The 17,107-nt window shown below is 70.9% G+C and carries 14 protein-coding genes and 1 pseudogene; 13 read left to right on the forward strand and 2 right to left on the reverse strand.

The features are described from left to right. Positions 1-406 precede the first annotated feature (406 nt). Positions 407-1,453, reverse strand: a complete 1,047-nt coding sequence (locus tag RUR_RS03210) for an alcohol dehydrogenase catalytic domain-containing protein (protein ID WP_283133325.1) — start codon at positions 1,451-1,453, stop codon at positions 407-409. A gap of 130 nt (positions 1,454-1,583) precedes the next feature. Next, positions 1,584-2,426 (reverse strand): ABC transporter ATP-binding protein, encoded by an 843-nt coding sequence (locus tag RUR_RS03215; RefSeq protein ID WP_283133326.1) that lies wholly within the window; start codon positions 2,424-2,426, stop codon positions 1,584-1,586. 199 nt (positions 2,427-2,625) lie between these two features. Between RUR_RS03215 and RUR_RS03220 the strand changes: the two genes are divergently transcribed. The 13 genes and pseudogenes from RUR_RS03220 to RUR_RS03280 form a co-directional block, all read left to right on the forward strand. Continuing rightward, positions 2,626-3,558: an alpha/beta hydrolase gene (locus tag RUR_RS03220; protein ID WP_283133327.1), complete on the forward strand. Its 933-nt coding sequence runs from the start codon at positions 2,626-2,628 to the stop codon at positions 3,556-3,558. Further along, positions 3,548-4,909 (forward strand): dihydroorotase, encoded by a 1,362-nt coding sequence (locus RUR_RS03225; RefSeq protein ID WP_283133328.1) that lies wholly within the window; start codon positions 3,548-3,550, stop codon positions 4,907-4,909. The genes RUR_RS03220 and RUR_RS03225 overlap by 11 nt, the downstream gene beginning before the upstream one ends. A gap of 6 nt (positions 4,910-4,915) precedes the next feature. Continuing rightward, complete coding sequence (locus RUR_RS03230; RefSeq protein ID WP_283133329.1) at positions 4,916-5,890, forward strand: LLM class flavin-dependent oxidoreductase; 975 nt, start codon at positions 4,916-4,918, stop codon at positions 5,888-5,890. Positions 5,891-5,959: 69 nt separating this feature from the next. After that, the gene (locus tag RUR_RS03235) at positions 5,960-7,384 is read left to right on the forward strand and encodes an aldehyde dehydrogenase family protein (RefSeq protein ID WP_283133330.1); all 1,425 of its coding nucleotides are present in this window, start codon (positions 5,960-5,962) and stop codon (positions 7,382-7,384) included. After that, positions 7,381-9,075: a thiamine pyrophosphate-binding protein gene (locus tag RUR_RS03240; protein WP_283133331.1), complete on the forward strand. Its 1,695-nt coding sequence runs from the start codon at positions 7,381-7,383 to the stop codon at positions 9,073-9,075. Before RUR_RS03235 ends, RUR_RS03240 begins: the two co-directional genes overlap by 4 nt. Next, positions 9,062-9,835 carry an ABC transporter ATP-binding protein gene (locus RUR_RS03245; protein ID WP_283133332.1) on the forward strand — a complete coding sequence of 258 codons (774 nt, stop codon included), beginning with the start codon at positions 9,062-9,064 and terminating at the stop codon, positions 9,833-9,835. The genes RUR_RS03240 and RUR_RS03245 overlap by 14 nt, the downstream gene beginning before the upstream one ends. Before the next feature lie 32 nt (positions 9,836-9,867). Continuing rightward, positions 9,868-10,860, forward strand: a complete 993-nt coding sequence (locus tag RUR_RS03250; protein WP_283133333.1) for an ABC transporter substrate-binding protein — start codon at positions 9,868-9,870, stop codon at positions 10,858-10,860. 35 nt (positions 10,861-10,895) lie between these two features. Continuing rightward, positions 10,896-11,666: an ABC transporter permease gene (locus RUR_RS03255; RefSeq protein WP_283133997.1), complete on the forward strand. Its 771-nt coding sequence runs from the start codon at positions 10,896-10,898 to the stop codon at positions 11,664-11,666. Next, on the forward strand, positions 11,663-12,397 hold the full coding sequence (locus tag RUR_RS03260; RefSeq protein WP_283133334.1) for an ABC transporter permease: 735 nt from the start codon (positions 11,663-11,665) through the stop codon (positions 12,395-12,397). The genes RUR_RS03255 and RUR_RS03260 overlap by 4 nt, the downstream gene beginning before the upstream one ends. A gap of 8 nt (positions 12,398-12,405) precedes the next feature. Then, a complete protein-coding gene (locus RUR_RS03265; RefSeq protein ID WP_283133335.1) occupies positions 12,406-13,104 on the forward strand; it encodes an isochorismatase family protein in 699 nt (232 codons plus the stop codon). A 101-nt stretch (positions 13,105-13,205) separates the two neighbouring features. Further along, the gene (locus RUR_RS03270; protein ID WP_283133336.1) at positions 13,206-13,943 is read left to right on the forward strand and encodes a GntR family transcriptional regulator; all 738 of its coding nucleotides are present in this window, start codon (positions 13,206-13,208) and stop codon (positions 13,941-13,943) included. A gap of 3 nt (positions 13,944-13,946) precedes the next feature. Further along, complete coding sequence (locus RUR_RS03275) at positions 13,947-15,377, forward strand: MFS transporter (protein WP_283133337.1); 1,431 nt, start codon at positions 13,947-13,949, stop codon at positions 15,375-15,377. A gap of 141 nt (positions 15,378-15,518) precedes the next feature. Further along, positions 15,519-16,757 (forward strand): annotated as a pseudogene (locus tag RUR_RS03280) (MFS transporter); the annotation flags it as partial. Positions 16,758-17,107: the final 350 nt, after the last annotated feature.

Here is a 17,107-nt window from a genome sequence, read left to right on the forward strand (position 1 = left end):
CCCTGTGCCCGGGCCGATCACCCCTCGGCCACGGGCACATCCCTCCACGGCGTGGTGCACGCGTCAGTCCGCGTCGAGGCGGGACCCGGCACGTCTCCCAACATGCCGGTCCGACCCCGACGCTCCCCCCTCACGGGTTGTGTCCCCAACTGACGCGCGATGTCCACGCTAACCGTCTCCCCCGTTCCCCAGCCTCGGGGGAACACCCGGGGAAAACCCTTGGGTTTCCCCGGGAACGCGCATCCGGGACGCCGGCCGCGGCCGCCCCCGGATCGGCCGCACGCGCACGGCGTCCGGCATCCCGCGACCCCCGCCCGGCCAAAAGGCACGGGGCGTGAGCCGTTGACCTGGGAAACTCAACGGCTCACGCCCGTATATGGATCTTTATCGCTTTCCGGGGGCCGGGTCAAGGCTCGATCGCCAGGACGACCTTTCCGATGTGGTCCCGGCGCTTGGTCATCTCGAAGCCCTCGCGGATCTCCTCCAGGGGGAGGGTGACGGCCACGACGGGGCGGATGAGGCCGCGCCGTACCAGGTCAAGCCCGTCCACGACGTCGGTGTAGTCGGCGGCGGCGCAGCCGTGCAGGGTGACCCGGCGGGTGTAGAAGTGCCGCGTGTCGACGGTGAACGCCGACTCGGGGAGGGCCGCGGCGACGACCACGTGACCGGCCCAGGCGACACAGCGGAGCATGGCGGCGATCATCACCCCGCTGCCGGTGGCGTCCAGGGCGAGCGGGACACCGCGTCCGGCCTCCTCCAGCGGCGTGGCGTCCTCGCGGTCGTACTCCACGATCGCGGTGGCGCCGAGGCCGGGCAGGGCCGCCACGGGCTCGCCTTTCAGCACCCCGGCGGTCACCTCCGCGCCGAGCGCGGCGGCGACCTGGACGCAGGCGATTCCGAGGGCGCCGGTGGCGCCGGCCACCAGGACGCGGGTGCCCGGCTCGAAGCCGCCCGCCCGCCTGATCATGTGCAGGGCGATCGGGATGCTGTGGATCGCCGCGGCCGCGTCGGGGAAGGGAATGTCCCCGATGTCGAAGGCGACGGCGGCGGGGACGACCGTGTAGTCGGCGGCGCCGCCGTCCCGGTGGATGCCGAGGACGTACTGGCTTGAGCAGTCCGCCTCCCGGCCGACCGCGCAGAAGGAGCAGCCGCCGCAGGGGACGTTCGGCTTGACCGCGACGCGCTCGCCGACCCGTTCCGCGGGCACGCCCGCCCCGCATTCGACGATCACCCCGACCGGGTCGAGGCCGACGGTCCTGGGCAGGAGCACCGGGCGGCCGAGGGGCGCCCCGGCCATGACCTGCCGCTCCAGCTGGTTGACGCCGACCGCGTGGACCCGGATGAGGACTTCCCCGGGTCCGGGTGAGGGCACCCCGACCTGCTCGACGGTGAGCAGGTCGGGGCCGCCCGCCTCGGGCAGTCGCGCGGCTCTCATGGTGAGCCTCGTATTCATGCGCGCCACGCTATGCCGAGGTTTCGCCGGGTGGTCCCGGCGGCCTGGGGGTGGTGACCGGACGGTCCGGCCGGTGGGGTTCGGCGGGGTGCCGAGGGGTTCACGGGGTTTCCTCTCTGGTCGGCGGGGCTCATTCGCCGTCTCCGCGGGCGGCGGCGCGGGCCTCGCCTTCCAGCGCCTCCCAGAGCCGGCGGCGGAGATCGGCGTACCCGTCGCCTTTGGTGTTCCCGGCGCGGGGCCGGGGGAGGTCGACGTCGACCACTTCGCGGATGGCGCCGGGATGGGATTTGAACACCACGATCCGGTCGCCGAGCTGGATGGCCTCGTCGATGCTGTGGGTGATGAAGACGACGGTCTTCCCGGTGGCCTCGATGATGCGCTCGAGCTCGTTGCGCATGACCTCCCGGGTGAGCGCGTCGACCGCGCCGAGGGGTTCGTCCATCAGCAGGATCTTCGGGTCGGCGACGAGCGCGCGGGCGAGCCCGACGCGCTGCTGCATGCCGCCGGAGAGCTCCCGCGGGTAGGACTTCTCGAAGCCGGTCAGCCCGACGAGCGCGATCGCCTCTTCGATCTTCTCCGCGGCTCCCTGGCGGAGCCGGGGCTGCATCTCCAGGCCGAAGCGCACGTTGTCCTCGACGGTGCGCCAGGGGAGCAGCGCGTAGTCCTGGAAGACGACGGCCCGGTCGGGGCCGGGGCCGGTGACTTTCCGGCCGTCGGCGACGATCTCGCCGCCGGTGGGTTTCACGAGTCCGGCCACGCAGTTGAGCATGGTCGTCTTGCCGCAGCCGCTGGGGCCGAGAACGGTCAGGAACTCGCCCTCGTAGACGTCGAGGTCGATTCCTTCGATCGCGGTGAGCCAGGAACCCGTACGGGCTACGTGGTACCGCACCGTCAGGTCGCGTATCCGGATGATCGAATCGCGACCGTGTTTCGCCACGGGGTCGGCCGGTGCCGTGGCCGGGCTGTTGGTCATTGAGTCTCTCCGTTCTCCACCCGGTGCCGAGATCACGACGAGAAGAGATGGCTACAATATTCAACTATCGAATTGCTGGTCAAGTAGGCTGATCAGGACCATAGAGATCGAATTTGCCACCATATTGACAAGATTGGATACAAGATTCACCCTTAAAGGGCTTCGGGCCATCGGGGCCCGTCAAGGTCCGGGAAGGCATATGCGCACCGAAGAAGTGAGCTGGTACAGCGAGGGCGACCGCATCTCCGCCCTATGGCGGACCCCAGAGGACGGCACCGGTCCCTACCGGGCGATCGTCCAGGGTCCCGGCTGGCTCGGCCTCAAAGACGCCAAGCTGTATGTTCGATATCACGAGGCGCTCGTCGCGGCGGGCTTCGCGGTGCTCGTCTTCGACTACCGAGGCTTCGGCGACTCCCAGGGGGACCGCTCGGTCCTCTCCCCGGTCAAGCAGCTGCAAGACCTGCGCTCGGCCGTCACCTACCTGACCACCCGCGAGGACGTCCTGCCCGACGGGATCGGGGTCTTCGGCAGCGGGGGCACCGGCGGCGGCAACGCCGTCCTGCTGGCCGCCGCCGACCGCAGGGTCCGCGCCGCGGTCAGCCAGCTCCCGGTCGCCGACGGCGAGGACTGGCTGCACCGCATGCGCAGCGAGTACGAGTGGCTCGACTTCCTGGCGAGTGTGGCCGCCGACCGCAGGGACCGGGTGACCACCGGGAAGGGCCGCCTCGTGCACCCGCGCGAGGAGATCATGGTCCCCACCAAGGAGCGGCGGGAGACCAAGGTCAAGGCGGACGTGGACGGCCGGATCCCCGAGTCGATCGAGTTCGCGCCCGCGGTGGAGGAGATCCTCGCCTACAAGCCGGTTGCGGCCGCGGCCACCCTCACCACGCCGCTGCTCGTCATCGGCATCGAGGGGGACGCGACCACGCCGACCGACCACGCGGAGAAGATCTACGAGGCCGCGCGGGGTCCCAAGGAAATGATCATGCAGCGCCACACCACCCACTACGCCGCCTACGACCGCTACTGGACGAGCACCACCCCGCGGATCGTCGACTGGTTCGACCGGCACCTCGGCCCCGCCAACCTCGTGATCAGCACACCTGAGGGGGTCGTGGCACATGGCGGTTGACCTGCGGATCAGCGGCGGCACGGTGGTCACCCCCGCCGGTTCGGTCCAGGCGGACGTCCTGGTCTCGGACGGGAAGATCGCCGGCCTGGTGGACTCCGCCGTGCCCACCGGGGGCCGGGTCGTCGACGCGGCGGGCAAACTCGTGCTGCCCGGCATGATCGACGTGCACGTGCACACCCGGGAGCCCGGCTTCACCCACAAGGAGGACATCCTCACCACGTCCCGCCAGGCCGCCGCCGGCGGTGTGACGACGATCTTCGGGATGCCCAACCTCAACCCGCCGACCACCACCATGCAGTCGCTGGAGGAGGTCTTCGGCCTCTACGAGAACAGCTGCATCGTCGACTGGAACCACAACCCGGCGGCGACCCTGCCCGACCAGGCCGCGCTGATGGCCAAGGCCGGGATCCGGGCGTTCAAGGTCTACATGGTGGTCGACACCGGCCGGACCTACCCGCACCCGGCGGGCACCGGCATGCACGACCACGGCGACCTGCTGCGCATGATGGACACCATCGCCGGCACCGGCAAGCGTTTCATCATCCACCCGCACGACCAGGCGCTCATGGACTACATCGAGGGCCGGTACCTGGAGCGGGGGGAGAACACCCCCGCCGCCTACGCCCAGGCCTACGCCGAGCGCGAAGGCGTCATCTGGGACACCGCCATCGACGTCGTGCTCCGCCTGGCCGAGGCGTCGGGCTGCCCGATCCACCTCGCGCACATGCAGACCCGGCGCTCCATCGACGCGGTACGGCGGGCCAAGGCCCGCGGGGTCGACGTCACCTGCGAGGTCAACCACTGGGGGCCGTTCCTGTCCAAGTGGGAGCACGTGGAGCGGCTCGGCCCGTACGCGCTCTCCTACTGGGTTCCCGACGACGCCCGGGCGGCCATCTGGGAGGGGATGCGCGACGGCACCATCGACGTCTGCGCCTCCGACCACGCCCCGCACACCCGGGAGGAGAAGGAGATCGGCTGGACGCAGATGTGGAGCTCCCACACCGGCACCCCCGGCATCCAGTACTTCTACCCCCTGCTCCTCGACGCGGTGACCAAGGGCGAGCTGACCCTGGAGCGCGTGGTCGAGATGGTGGCCACGGCGCCCGCCCGGCACTTCGGGCTCGGCTCGACCAAGGGCGCGCTCCTGCCCGGCCTGGACGCCGACATCGTGATCGCCGATACCGGGAAGCCCTGGACGATCACCAACGACGGCGTGCTGTCCAAGGTGGGGTGGACCCCGTACGACGGGCAGCGGTGTGAGGTGAGCATCGACCGCACGTTCGTGCGCGGTGTCGAGGTTTACGACGAAGGCCAGGTCGTGGGACGGCCCGGCCACGGAAAGAAGGCATAGGAAGCCATGAAATTCGGCCTGCTACTCCCCCACTTCGGGGAACACGCGTCGAAGAAGAACATCATCGACGGCTCGATCCGGGCCGAAGAGCTGGGCTTCGACTCCGTCTGGGTCCGGGACCACCTGGTCTTCGAGCCGCACGGCGAGATGGAGGCGCCCAACCGGGAGTTCTACGACGCGCTGACCACGCTGACGGCCATCGGCGCGGTGACCAGCAAGATCTCCCTCGGCACCGGGTCGCTGATCCCGTTCCGGCACCCGCTGACCACGGCCCTCCAGCTCGGCACGATGACCCAGCTGGTCGGCCCCCGGGTCATCCTCGGGTTCGGCGCGGGCACCTTCCAGCACGAGTTCGACGCGATCGGCTGGGGCGACCGGGACCGGGTCTCGCTGGTCCGCTCCAACGCCGAGATCCTGCGCAAGGTGGCGCTGGAGAACGAGGTGTCGTACTCCGACGACAACTTCACCTTCACCGACATCAGCATCGAGCCCAAGCCGGTGGGCGGCCCGGTGCCGTTCTGGTACTGCGGCGCCACCCCCCGTTCGGCCCGGCTGGCCGCCGAGTGGGCGGACGGCTGGATGCCCGGCCGGATCTCGCTCGCCTCGATCCAGCAGCGGGTCTCGGTCATGCGTGAGATGACCGAGGCGAACGGCCGCCCCATGCCGACCGTGGCGGTCATCCCGCCGAGCTCCATCGAGGCGACCCGCGAGGAGGCGCTGAAGGACGTCAACGTCCCCGGCCTGCTCGCCTGGGCCAACAAGGCGAAGTTCGCGGTCAAGCCGCCCTCCGGCCGGTTCGAGACGGTGGAGGACCTGGAGGGCCAGCTCATCGCGGGCAGCCCCGCGGACTTCGTGGAAGAGGTGAAGAAGTTCGAGGCGGCCGGCGTCGAGCACCTGGTCTTCGACTTCCGCTTCAAGTACCACCGCTGGTTCGAGCAGATCGAGCTGATCGGCACGGAGGTGCTCCCGCAGCTCCGGTAGCGGGACCTCGCGCGGCCACCGCCGGGTGGCCGCGCGGTCCGCGGCGGCATCGTGAGGAAGGTGCACCACGTGCGTGACTGGCGGATGCTCATCGGCGGCGACCTGGTCACCGGTGACCGACGATACGCGACCGAGAACCCCGCGACCCAGGAGCACCTCGCCGAGGTCCCCTTCGCGGACCCCCGCACGGTGGACGCCGCGGTGCTCGCCGCGCACGCCGCCTGGCCCGCGTGGCGGCGGCGGGCCGCCCGGGACCGCGCGGATCGGGTACGGGCCCTGGCCGATCTGCTGCAGCGGCACGCGGGCGAACTGGCCCGGCTGGACACGCTGGACACCGGGGTCCCGCTGTGGATGATGCGCGCCGACCTGGTCACCGGCCTGGACCGGATGCGCATGTTCGCCGACTGGGCGTTGCTGCAGCGCGGGGAGACCGTGCCCGCCTCCGCGGCGGGCCTGCACTTCACCGAGCGCGTGCCGTACGGCGTCGTGGCCCGGATCATCGCCTACAACCACCCGGCCATGTTCGCGATCTCCAAGATCGCCGCCCCGCTGGTGGCGGGGAACACCGTGGTGCTCAAACCCTCCGAGCTCACCCCGCTGTCGGCGCTGCGAATCGGCGAGCTCGCGGCCGAGGTCCTCCCCCCGGGCACGCTGTCGGTGGTCACCGGCGACGGACGGACGGGCGACGCGCTGGTACGGCATCCGCTGGTCCGGCGGATCGCGTTCACCGGCAGCCAGGCCACCGGCCGGACGATCCAGCGCGGCGCCGCCGAGACCGGTGTGAAAAACGTCTCCCTGGAGCTCGGCGGCAAGAACGCGCTCATCGTCTTCCCCGACGCCGACCTGGAGCTCGCCGCGGAGGGCGCGGTGCGCGGGATGAACCTCGCCTTCGCCGGCCAGTCCTGCGGCTCCACCTCCCGCCTGCTCGCGCACCCCGCGATCGCCGGAGAGCTGACCGAGCGGATCCGCGCGCGTTTCCGGGAGGTCCGCGTCGGCGACCCGTTCCGGCCCGGCGTCGTCATGGGACCGCTGATCTCGGCGGCCCACCGCGACCGGGTCCTCGGCCACATCGCCGCCCCGCCCGGTGACGGAACCCTGGTCTGCGGCGGCGTCCGCCCGGACGGCCTGGACCGCGGCCACTTCGTCTCCCCCGCCCTGTTCACCGGGGTCCGCCCCGGCAGCCCGCTGGCCACCGACGAGATCTTCGGTCCGGTGCTGTCGGTGCTGTCCTTCGACACCGAGCAGGAGGCGACGGGCCTGGCCAACGACACCGGGTACGGGCTCACCGGCGCCGTCTACACCGCCGACCTCGGCCGGGCACACCGGGTCGCCCGCGAGCTGGAAGCCGGCTACGTCTGGGTCAACGACACCTCCACGCACTTCCCGGCGATGCCGTTCGGCGGGGTCAAGGGCTCCGGGCTCGGCCGGGAGGAGTCCCTGGAGGAGCTGCTCGACTACACCCAGGTCAAAACCGTCAACGTGGTGCTCCGATGAGCGCGGCCTACGGCTCCGACGTCGTGGCCGGGCTCCTGGCCGACCTGGGGATCGCCCACCTCGCCCAGGCCCCGGGGGCCTCGCTGCGCGGCCTGCACGACTCGCTCGTCCACCTGGGCCGGCCCGAGCTGATCACCTGCCTGCACGAGGAGGTCTCCGTCGCCGTCGCGCACGGCTACGCCAAAGCCGCCGGGCGGCCCATGGCGGTGGGCCTGCACGACGTGGTCGGGCTCCAGCACGCCACCATGGCGATCTACAACGCCTGGTGCGACCGGGTGCCCATGCTGCTGATCGGCGGGACCGGGCCGGTGGACGCCGCGCGGCGCCGCCCATGGATCGACGGCATCCACACCGCCTCGCTCCAGGCGCTGCAGATCCGCGACTACACCCGCTGGGACGACCAGCCGGGCTCCCTGGAGGCGGTGCCCGAGTCGCTGATCAGGGCGCACCGGCTGGCCGTGGGAACCCCGCCGGGGCCGGTGTACGTCTGCCTGGACAGCGAGATCCAGGAACGCGAGGTGCCGGACGGCTTCCGGCCGCCCGCCGTCGCCGACTACGCCCTCCCCCGGCCGGTCGCCCCGGACCCGGCCGCGATCGCCGAACTCGCCGACCGGCTGGCCGGAGCCGAACGCCCGCTGTTCATGGTCGGCGGGGTGGACCGGGACCAGCGGGCGCTGGAGGACCTGACGGCACTCGCCGAACTGCTCGGCGCCGCCGTGGTCGAGCCGGTGCAGGAGTACAACCGGCCCGCGCTCTGCTTCCCCACCGGTCATCCGCTCAACGCCACCGGGCTCGGGTCCCTCGACCCCGACGTGGCGGTGGCCGTGGAATGGCCGGACTTCCGGGGGGTCCCCGGCGCCTGGACCGCCGAGATCGGCACGCTCTCCTTCGCGGTCAAAGCCTGGGCCGCCGACCTGCAGCGGATCGCCCCCACCGCGCTCACCGTCCCGGCCGGGGCCGCGCCCTCGCTGCGGGCGCTGCGGGTCGCCGTACAGAACCTCCTGGAAGGGGCTCCGCGGGAAGAGGCGCGGACGCGGTCCGCACGGCTCGGGGAACGGACGTCGCGGCGGCGCGCGGCCTGGCGCGCCGCCGCGACGTCCCAGAACGACCCCCGGGCCTGGATCGCGCACGCCGTCGACGAGGCCACCCGCGGGCACGACCGGGTGCTGGCCAACGGCACCCTGGGCGACTGGACCCACCGGCTCTGGTCGATCGGCCGGACCGACGCCTACCTCGGCGGATCCGGCGGCGCCGGACTCGGGTACGGCCTCGGCGCGTCGATCGGCGCGGCCCTCGCCCATCGGTCCGGCGGGCGGCTCGTCGTGGACCTGCAGTCGGACGGCGACGCCCTGATGAGCCCGCAGGCGCTCTGGACGGCGGCGCACCACCGGCTCCCCTTGCTGATCGTCGTGGACGACAACCGGGTGTACGGCAACTCGGTGCGCCACGCCGAACAGATCGCGGTCCACCGGGGCCGCGATCCCGCACGGCGCCTGATCGGTACCGCCGTCGACGCACCCGCCGTCGACCTGACGGCGATGGCGCGCTCGTTCGGCGTCACCGCGGAACCACCGGTGACCAGGCCGGACGACCTGCCCGCAGCGCTGGAGCGGGCGGTGGCGACCGTGACGAAAGAACGCCGTCCGGTGCTGGTCGGCGTACAGACAGGAGGCGACGATGGGCGTCCTTGAACTCCGGGACGTCGGGCTTGAGTTCCCGGGGAAACCCGAGCCCGTGCTGTCCGGGGTGAGTCTCGATCTCCAGGCCGGGGAGTTCGTCACCGTGGTCGGGCCGAGCGGCTGCGGCAAGACGACGATGCTGCGCCTGGTCCACGGGCTGCTCAGCCCGACCGCGGGCGAGGTCCTCGCCGACGGCGAACCGGTGCGGGGGCCGAGCACCCGCCGCGGGTTCGTCTTTCAGAACGACCGGCTGCTGCCCTGGCGGACGGTGATCGACAACGTCGGCTTCCCGCTGGAACTTCAGGGTGTTCCGCGGGCCAAGGCACGGGAGAAGGCCCGGGAGCTGCTGACGCTCACCGGGATGGGCGACAGCGAGAGCCGGTATCCGGGACAGCTGTCCGGCGGCATGCGGCAGCGGGTCAACCTGGCCCGGGCCCTGTCGCTCGACCCCGACCTGCTGCTGATGGACGAGCCGTTCGCCGCACTCGACGCCCAGACCCGGGAGGTGCTCCAAGCCGAGCTCCTGTCCATCTGGGCCAGACGCAGGAAGACCATCCTGTTCGTCACCCACCAACTGGACGAGGCGATCTACCTGGCCGACCGGGTGGTCGTGCTGGACCCGCATCCGGGCCGGATCCGGGAGATCATCCCGGTCGACCTGCCCCGTCCCCGGACCCTGGACGTCAAGCGGACCGCGGAGTTCGCGGCGAGCGTCGAGTACGTCTGGAACCTGATCAAGCACGCCATCCTCGCGGAACGGCGGGTTGACTGACCCCCCAAGGAAAAAGGCATGTGAGGGATTCCATGAGATCCACCCCCCTGTCCCTGCCCCTCTCCCTTGCCCTGGCCGCCGTCCTCGTCGCCTCCTGCGGCTCCGACCCCGGCCTCTCCACCGGCGGCGACGCCCCCAAGCAGAAGATCACCTGGTCCTACTCGGCCGCCGTCCAGCAGACCGAGAAGGTGCCGATCTCCCAGGCCCTCGACGCCCTCAAGGCCAAGGGCTTCGAGACCAAGGAGGAGTTCCACCAGAGCGGTGAGGACGCCATCCAAGCCGTCGCCCGAGGTCAATCCGACTTCGGGGTGGCCAACGCCAGCGCGGTCCTGGCCGCCACCCAGCAGAACGTGCCGATCAAGGCGCTGATGACCGCCTACCTCCCCGGATACGTGCTCGCCGCCCCCGTCGCGGTGAAGGACCCGAGCGGCCTCGGCGGACTGCGCATCGGCATCCACGCCAAAGTCTCCGCCACCTCGCTCTACACCTCGCTGGCGCTCAAGAACAGCCCGCCGAAATCCGAGCCGCAGATGCTGGTGGTCCCCGGCTCGGCCAACCGGATCCGCGCCCTGGCCGCCGGGCAGCTCGACGCCTCGATGATCCAGCTCTCCGAGGTGGCCGAGTTGGAGAAGCTGGCGCCGGGCAAGTTCCACATCATCTACAACGTCCCCGAGAAGCACCCCGAAATCATGGACTCGATGGTGTTCACCAGCGTGAAGGGACTGGAGAAGGCCGACTACGTGAAGGAGGTCCTCCGGGCGGTCATCGCCGCCAACAAGGCCGCCTACTCCGACGGCGCCGCGCTGACCGCCGCCATCGTGGCCAAGGTGCCGAAGGCCACCCCGGAGAGCGCGGCCGAGCTCGTCAAGGTCTACACCGCCGCCAGGGTCTGGCCTGAGGACGGCGCGTTCGACGACGCGCGCATCAACGCCACCATCGAGGCGCTGCGCCAGGCGGAGCTGCTCAAGGCGGTGCCCACCGTCGAACAGTGCTGCGCTCCGCAGCTGGTGCGCGAGAGTTCATGAGCGCGATCGGCAACGCAAGGGTGAGACCGGTGCGGATGTCCCGCGGCGGCCGTACCACGGCCGTCTGGGGGATCCGCGCCGGGATCGTCCTGCTCGTCGCGCTCGCCTGGGAGTGGTACGGCCGCGCGGACGGCGAGGTGTTCATCCCCGCCTTCTCCTCGGTCCTGTCCGCGCTGTGGGAGCACACCCTCGACGGGACGATCGCCGAGGCGATGTGGCTGAGCAACCAGTCGATGCTCATCGGCTTCCCGCTCTCAGTGGTCCTCGGGCTCGGCATCGGGCTGGTGCTGGGACGGCGGCGGCTGGTGGACCGGACGTTCAGCTACCTGTTCGACCTCATGATGGTCGTGCCGATGATCGCGGTGGTACCGGTGGTCATCGTCGCGCTCGGCCTCTCCCTCACCGCCCGGGTCGCGGTGGTCATGCTGTTCGCGCTGCCGGTCGTGGTGCTCAACGCGCGGGCGGCGGTGCGGGTGGTCGACCACGAGCTGATCGAGATGGCCGGCGCGTTCGGCGCCGACCGGCGGCAGGTGTGGCAGACCGTGGTGCTGCCCGCCGCGCTCGGGCCGATCTTCACCGGTCTGCGCATCGGGCTCTCCCGGGCCGTCTCCGGAATGATCGTCGTCGAGTTGACGCTGATCCCGGCCGGACTCGGCGGGCTGCTCGTCACCTACCGCTCCCAGTTCGCCGGGGCCAGCCTGTACGCGGTCACCCTCGCGGTGCTGATCGAGGGGGCCGTGCTGATCGGCCTGGCCCACCTGGCCGAGCGCCGGCTGCTCAACCGGATGCGGGGAGGGGGCGTATGAGGTTCGTCCGGCCCGAACTGCTCTCGGCCGCCGGGCTGATCGCCCTCTGGCAGCTGATCGCGGTCGCGCTCCGCCCCGCGTGGCTGCCCACCGTGGACTCGGTCGCGGTCGAGCTCTGGGAGCTGACGACCACCGGGGCGCTGGGCGTGGTCGGCGGCAGCCTGGTCACCCTGCTGATCGGCATGGTCGTGGTCTTCGTCGTCGCGGGGGTGAGCGCGCTGCTGCTCGCCGGTTCGGAGGTGCTGGACGAGGCGCTCTCCCCGTTGATCAACGCCTCGATGGCCACACCACACATCGCGCTCATCCCGGTCTTCACCTTCATCTGGGGACTGGAGGAGACCACCCGGATCGTCACCGTGGTGGCGTTCGCCCTTTTCCCGGTGATCCTCACCTGGGTCACCGCGATCAAGGAGGTTCCGGGGGACCTGGTGGAGATGTCCTCCGCCTTCGGCGCCTCCCGGCTGAAACGGCTCCGGTACGTGGTCGTCCCCTCGGCCGCCACGCTGCTGCTCACCGGGGTCCGCATCGGCGTGGTACAGGGCATCAAAGGCCTGGTCAGCGCCGAGATCGTGATCGGGGTGGTGGGGCTCGGCAAGCTCGTCACCGTCGCCTCGCAGACCTTCGACGTCGTCCAGCTCTACGCGGTGCTGGTGGTGATCCTCGGATTGTCGATCGTGTCGTACGTCGTGCTGACCCGCCTGGAGACCCGGGCCAGCGCCTGGAACGAATAGGAGTGCTTGTGGTCGCATGGGAAAGCCTGCTGGACGATCACGATCGTGAGGTGCTGCGCCTGTCCGGATACGGGCGGGACATGGGTTTCGGTGCGCGGGCGGCGCTGCTGGTGATCGACGTCACGGTCGCGTTCTGCGGGCCGGAGCCCGAGCCGATCCTGGATTCGGTCCGGCGCTGGCGCAACAGCTGCGGCGAAGCCGCGTGGGAGGCCGCGGAGCACATCCGGCGGCTCATCGCGGCGGCCAGGGACCACGGGGTACCGGTGATCTACTCCAAGGGGATCGAGGACCTGGCCACGGCCGGGCGGTGGCAGGACAAGAACGCCCGGCGGCACGAGGACACCCCGGCGGGGAACGAGATCCTCCCCGTCCTCGCGCCGCGGGAGGGCGATCTGGTGCTGCGCAAGACCAAGCCGAGTGTGTTCTTCGGCACACCGCTGCTCGCCTACCTGATCGAGCGGGGCGTCGACACCCTGATCGCGACCGGGGGCAGCACCAGCGGATGTGTGCGAGCCTCGGTGGTGGACGGATTCTCGAACGGCTATCGGATGATCGTGCCGGAGGAGGCGGTTTTTGACAGATTTGCCATCGCCCACCGTGCCAACCTCTTTGATATGGATGCAAAGTACGCTGACGTTCTGCCCGTCGGCGACGTGGAGGCCGCGCTCAAGGCGTCCCCCGACGTTGATCGACTAAAGGGAACATAGGGCAGGCACCGGGATGGACCCGCCCGATGGCGGCGGGTCTTATCCGGGTGTGCTTGGATTGGATTCAATGTTTGGGTCCCAACGGGAGGGACGGAGTCGTCATGGTGGTCCGCAAGTCCGGCACCGCCGAGCCCTCATTCGCCGATGTGGTCAGCCGAATGTCCGGTGGTTACAAAACCGTCGGGCAGATGGCCTACGACATCATCCGCGAGTGCATCATCGCCGGCATGCTGGCTCCTGGTGAGCATCTGCGCCAGGAGGAGCTCGCCGAGCGCATCGGGGTGTCTCGGATTCCGGTGCGCACAGCGCTGATGCAGCTGGAGGCCGAGGGCCTGGTCTCCTTTCATCCGCACAAGGGCGCCGTGGTGCGCACCCTCACCGTGGAGCAGGTGCGGGAGATCTACGAGCTGCGCGCGCTGCTGGAGACCTACGCGCTGCGCAAGTCGATCGCCCGGATGACCTCCGCGCGGGCGGCCCGCCTGCGGGATCTGGGCACCGCCCTCGACGCCCCGCACGACACGTCCTCGCTGGTGGACGAGCGGGTGGCGTTCTACCGGGAGCTCTACGACATCGAGGAGAACCCGGTCGCGGTGGAGATCATCGAAGACCTGCGCAACTCCGTCGGCCGCTACCTGCTCGGGCTGCGGGTGGACCACGGGACGAACGGGCACCGGGAGCTTGCCCGGCTCGCCGCCCGGGGGGACGCCGACGCCGCCGAGGCCCACCTGCGCGACCACCTCGACGAGGTCTCACGCAAGATCATCGGAGTCCTGTCCGAAGAGGCGGAGACCGACCGCACGCCGGCCAAGCGCCGGAAACGCAAGACCGCGCCGGCATGACCCATGAGTAAGCGCGGACCCGTCGTCGCCGGGCTCATGCTCTGCATGGCCCTGGCGGCGATGGACCAGACCATCGTGGCGACCGCCGTCCCGGCCATCGTCTCCGACCTCGGCTCCTTCTCCCTCTTCCCCTGGGTCATCGCCGGCTACATGCTCGCCCAGGCCGTGTGCACCCCCGTCGCCGGGCGTCTCGCCGACATGTACGGGCGCAAGCCGATGCTGCTCATCGGCACCGGCGTCTTCCTGGTCGGCGCGCTCCTCGGCGGGCTCTCGACGAGCATGCCGATGCTCATCCTCGCCCGTATCGTCCAGGGGCTGGGCGCCGGAGCCCTGCAGCCGATCATCCAGGTCGTCGCCGCCGACCTCTACCCCCTCGCCGAACGCGGCCGGATCACGGCGATCCTGTCCACCGTCTGGGGGGTGTCCGCGCTGGCCGGGCCCGCGCTCGGCGGGATCCTCTCCGAGTACGCCTCCTGGCGCTGGATCCTCTTCCTCAACCTGCCGGTCGGCGGGGCCGCGCTCCTCGTCCTGACACTCCGGCTCCGCGAGCCGGCGCAGAAGCGGGCCGAGCATCGGCTGGACGTCCTCGGGATGGTCCTGCTGATCCTCGGGGTCGGCTCGATCATGCTCGGCCTGCAGCTCATGGCGTATCCGCTGATCGGCGCGGGAGTGGCCCTGCTCGTCGCGTTCCTGTTCTGGGAGCGCCGGGCGGCCGAGCCCGTCATCCCGCCGTGGGTCTGGCGGGACCGGGTGCTGCTCGGCTCCTTCGCCGGCAGTGCCGTGGTGGGGATGACCTTCGTCGGCCCCACCGTGTACCTGCCCACCTTCGTGCAGGGCGCGATCGGCGCCGGCGCGGTGGCGGCCGGTTTCGCCCTCGCCGCCCAGTCCCTCGGCTGGCCCCTCGCCGCGGGCCTGTCCTCCCTGCTGTACATGCGGATCGGCTTCCGGAACACCGGCCTCGCCGGGATCGCCCTCATGATCGTCTCAGCGCTGATGTTCCTCCAGGCGGACGGCTCCTCGTCGGTGCTCTACATCGGCACGTGCAGTTTCGTCGGCGGGTTCGGGCTGGGGCTGCTCAACGTCTCCACGCTCGTCGCGGGCCAATCCGTGGTCGGCTGGGATCGGCGCGGCCTGGCCACCGGCACCGTGGTGTTCTCCCGGATCGCCGGCAGCGCGGTCGGTACGGCGATCTTCGCCGCCGTGGCCAACTCCACCCTGGCCGACCGGCTCACCGGGCCCGGGGTCCCACCCGGGACGCCCGCCTCCATCGACGAGGTCGTCGAGGCCCTGCAGGGCGGCACCGGCCAGGAGTTCGTGCGGCAGGCGCTCACCGACGCGACGCACAACGTCTTCCTCACCATGATCGCGATCTCCCTCACCGGGCTGATCCTCATCTTCATCATGCCCCACCGCTTCAAGCCCGCCGATTCCTGACGACGCCCGGACGCCGCCTCCAGAGCTTTCCGAGCGGTCGGCCGGACGATTGACGGAGCACCCGGGTCCCGGTGACCGCCCCGCGGCGCCACCTGGGTATCTCCACGGGAGCCGCGGGGCCGTACGGATGGGAGGTCGACAGCCGGCATGCGCATGTTTCGCTCGTTGCGCCATCGGGGATTCCGGATCTTCGCCGGGGGGTTCACCGGAGCCACCACGGCGATGTGGATGCAGCGGGTCGCCCAGGACTGGCTGACGTTGGAGCTCACCGGCAGCGGGATCGCGCTCGGCGCCGTCACGGCGCTGCAGTTCACGCCGATCCTGCTGTTCAGCCTCTGGGGCGGGGTGATCGCCGACCGGTATCCGCGGCGGCGCGTGCTGATCTGGACGCACATCCTGATGGGCGCGCAGGCGGGACTGCTCGGGCTGCTGGTGGCGACCGGCACCGTCCAGATGTGGCACGTCTACCTGCTCGCCCTGCTGTTCGGGGCGACCACCGCGGTCGACCAGCCGGTGCGCCAGGCCTACGTGGGGGACATCGTGCCCGCGGACCGGCTGCCCAACGCGATCGCCCTGACCGGGGCGCTCTTCAACGTGGGCCGGGTGGTCGGCCCGGCGCTGTCGGGGCTGGCCATCGCCTTCGCGGACAGCACCTGGCCGGTCCTGGTGGCCAACGGACTGCTGTACGGCCTGGTGGCGGTCGTCTGGGCCTTCACCCTCTCCGGCACGACGGAGGCGGGACCCACCCGGGGTTCCGCCGGGAAACCCCGGCTCCGCGAAGGCCTCACCACCATCCGGAGCGACCGCGACCTGGTGCTGGTGTTCACCGTCATCGGGGTGGTCTCGCTGTTCGGCCTCAACTTCTCCCTGACCACCGCGCTGATGGCGACCGCCGAGTTCGGACGGGGACCCGACGCGTACGGGCTGCTGTCGAGCACACTCGCCTGCGGCGCGTTCGCCGGAGCCCTCATAGCGGCCCGCCTCGAACGGCCCGGCCCGAGGCGGGTGGTGGCAGCCGCGGCCGTGTTCGGCGTCCTGGAGGTCGTCTCCGGGGCCATGCCGACCTACGCCGCCTTCATGGCCGCCCTCCTGCCCATCGGGGTCGCCATGCTCGTGCTCACCATGACCACGAGCACGGTGGTCCAGGTCTCCGCCGACCCGGCGGTACGCGGGCGGGTGGTCGGCTTCTACTACCTCGTCGTGTTCGGCACCAACCCCCTGGGCGGTCTGATGACCGGATGGCTCTCCGAGACCTTCGGCCCCCGCTCCAGCCTGATCCTCGGCGGCGCCGTCTCCGTCGCGATCGCCCTCACCGCGGCCCTTGTGCTACGCCGCAGAGCGCCCGCGCCCACGGTGGAGCCCAGCGAGCCCGCTCCTTAGGTGCGGGGCGGGCGGGGTTTCAACCACGGACGTGCGGACCGTGTTAGCAGCCTGCGGGCTTACAAGCCTGTGTTTTCTGACATCGACCGCGGCGGATCATGCCGGATAACGAACATCCGGCATGATCCGCCGCGCGCATTCTCGCGCCGCAAAGTACGCGGCGCGAGAAGTGCGGACGTAGCGCGACCGACCCTGAGGTCCAGCCGTGCTCACACCCAGGACCCGGGAACCCCGGAGGAAGCCCCAGCTTTACCAGGGGTGGGCCGCCGGCCGGACGTGGCGCAACCAGCCCTGAGGTCCAGCCGTGCTCACACCCAGGACCCGGAAACTCCGGAGAAATCCCCGGCCTT

The sequence above is a fragment of the Rhizohabitans arisaemae genome (assembly GCF_025996515.1).
Lineage (GTDB): Bacteria > Actinomycetota > Actinomycetes > Streptosporangiales > Streptosporangiaceae > Rhizohabitans > Rhizohabitans arisaemae.

What these genes read in the sequence shown, in the direction of transcription:
- RUR_RS03275 (WP_283133337.1), top strand. Translation starts at nt 13,947, where the DNA reads ATGAGTAAGCGCGGACCCGTCGTCGCCGGGCTCATGCTCTGCATGGCC.
- RUR_RS03240 (WP_283133331.1), top strand. Translation starts at nt 7,381, where the DNA reads ATGAGCGCGGCCTACGGCTCCGACGTCGTGGCCGGGCTCCTGGCCGAC.
- RUR_RS03230 (WP_283133329.1), top strand. Translation starts at nt 4,916, where the DNA reads ATGAAATTCGGCCTGCTACTCCCCCACTTCGGGGAACACGCGTCGAAG.
- RUR_RS03215 (WP_283133326.1), bottom strand. Translation starts at nt 2,426, where the DNA reads ATGACCAACAGCCCGGCCACGGCACCGGCCGACCCCGTGGCGAAACAC.
- RUR_RS03270 (WP_283133336.1), top strand. Translation starts at nt 13,206, where the DNA reads ATGGTGGTCCGCAAGTCCGGCACCGCCGAGCCCTCATTCGCCGATGTG.
- RUR_RS03260 (WP_283133334.1), top strand. Translation starts at nt 11,663, where the DNA reads ATGAGGTTCGTCCGGCCCGAACTGCTCTCGGCCGCCGGGCTGATCGCC.
- RUR_RS03255 (WP_283133997.1), top strand. Translation starts at nt 10,896, where the DNA reads ATGTCCCGCGGCGGCCGTACCACGGCCGTCTGGGGGATCCGCGCCGGG.
- RUR_RS03210 (WP_283133325.1), bottom strand. Translation starts at nt 1,453, where the DNA reads ATGAATACGAGGCTCACCATGAGAGCCGCGCGACTGCCCGAGGCGGGC.
- RUR_RS03250 (WP_283133333.1), top strand. Translation starts at nt 9,868, where the DNA reads ATGAGATCCACCCCCCTGTCCCTGCCCCTCTCCCTTGCCCTGGCCGCC.
- RUR_RS03225 (WP_283133328.1), top strand. Translation starts at nt 3,548, where the DNA reads ATGGCGGTTGACCTGCGGATCAGCGGCGGCACGGTGGTCACCCCCGCC.
- RUR_RS03220 (WP_283133327.1), top strand. Translation starts at nt 2,626, where the DNA reads ATGCGCACCGAAGAAGTGAGCTGGTACAGCGAGGGCGACCGCATCTCC.
- RUR_RS03245 (WP_283133332.1), top strand. Translation starts at nt 9,062, where the DNA reads ATGGGCGTCCTTGAACTCCGGGACGTCGGGCTTGAGTTCCCGGGGAAA.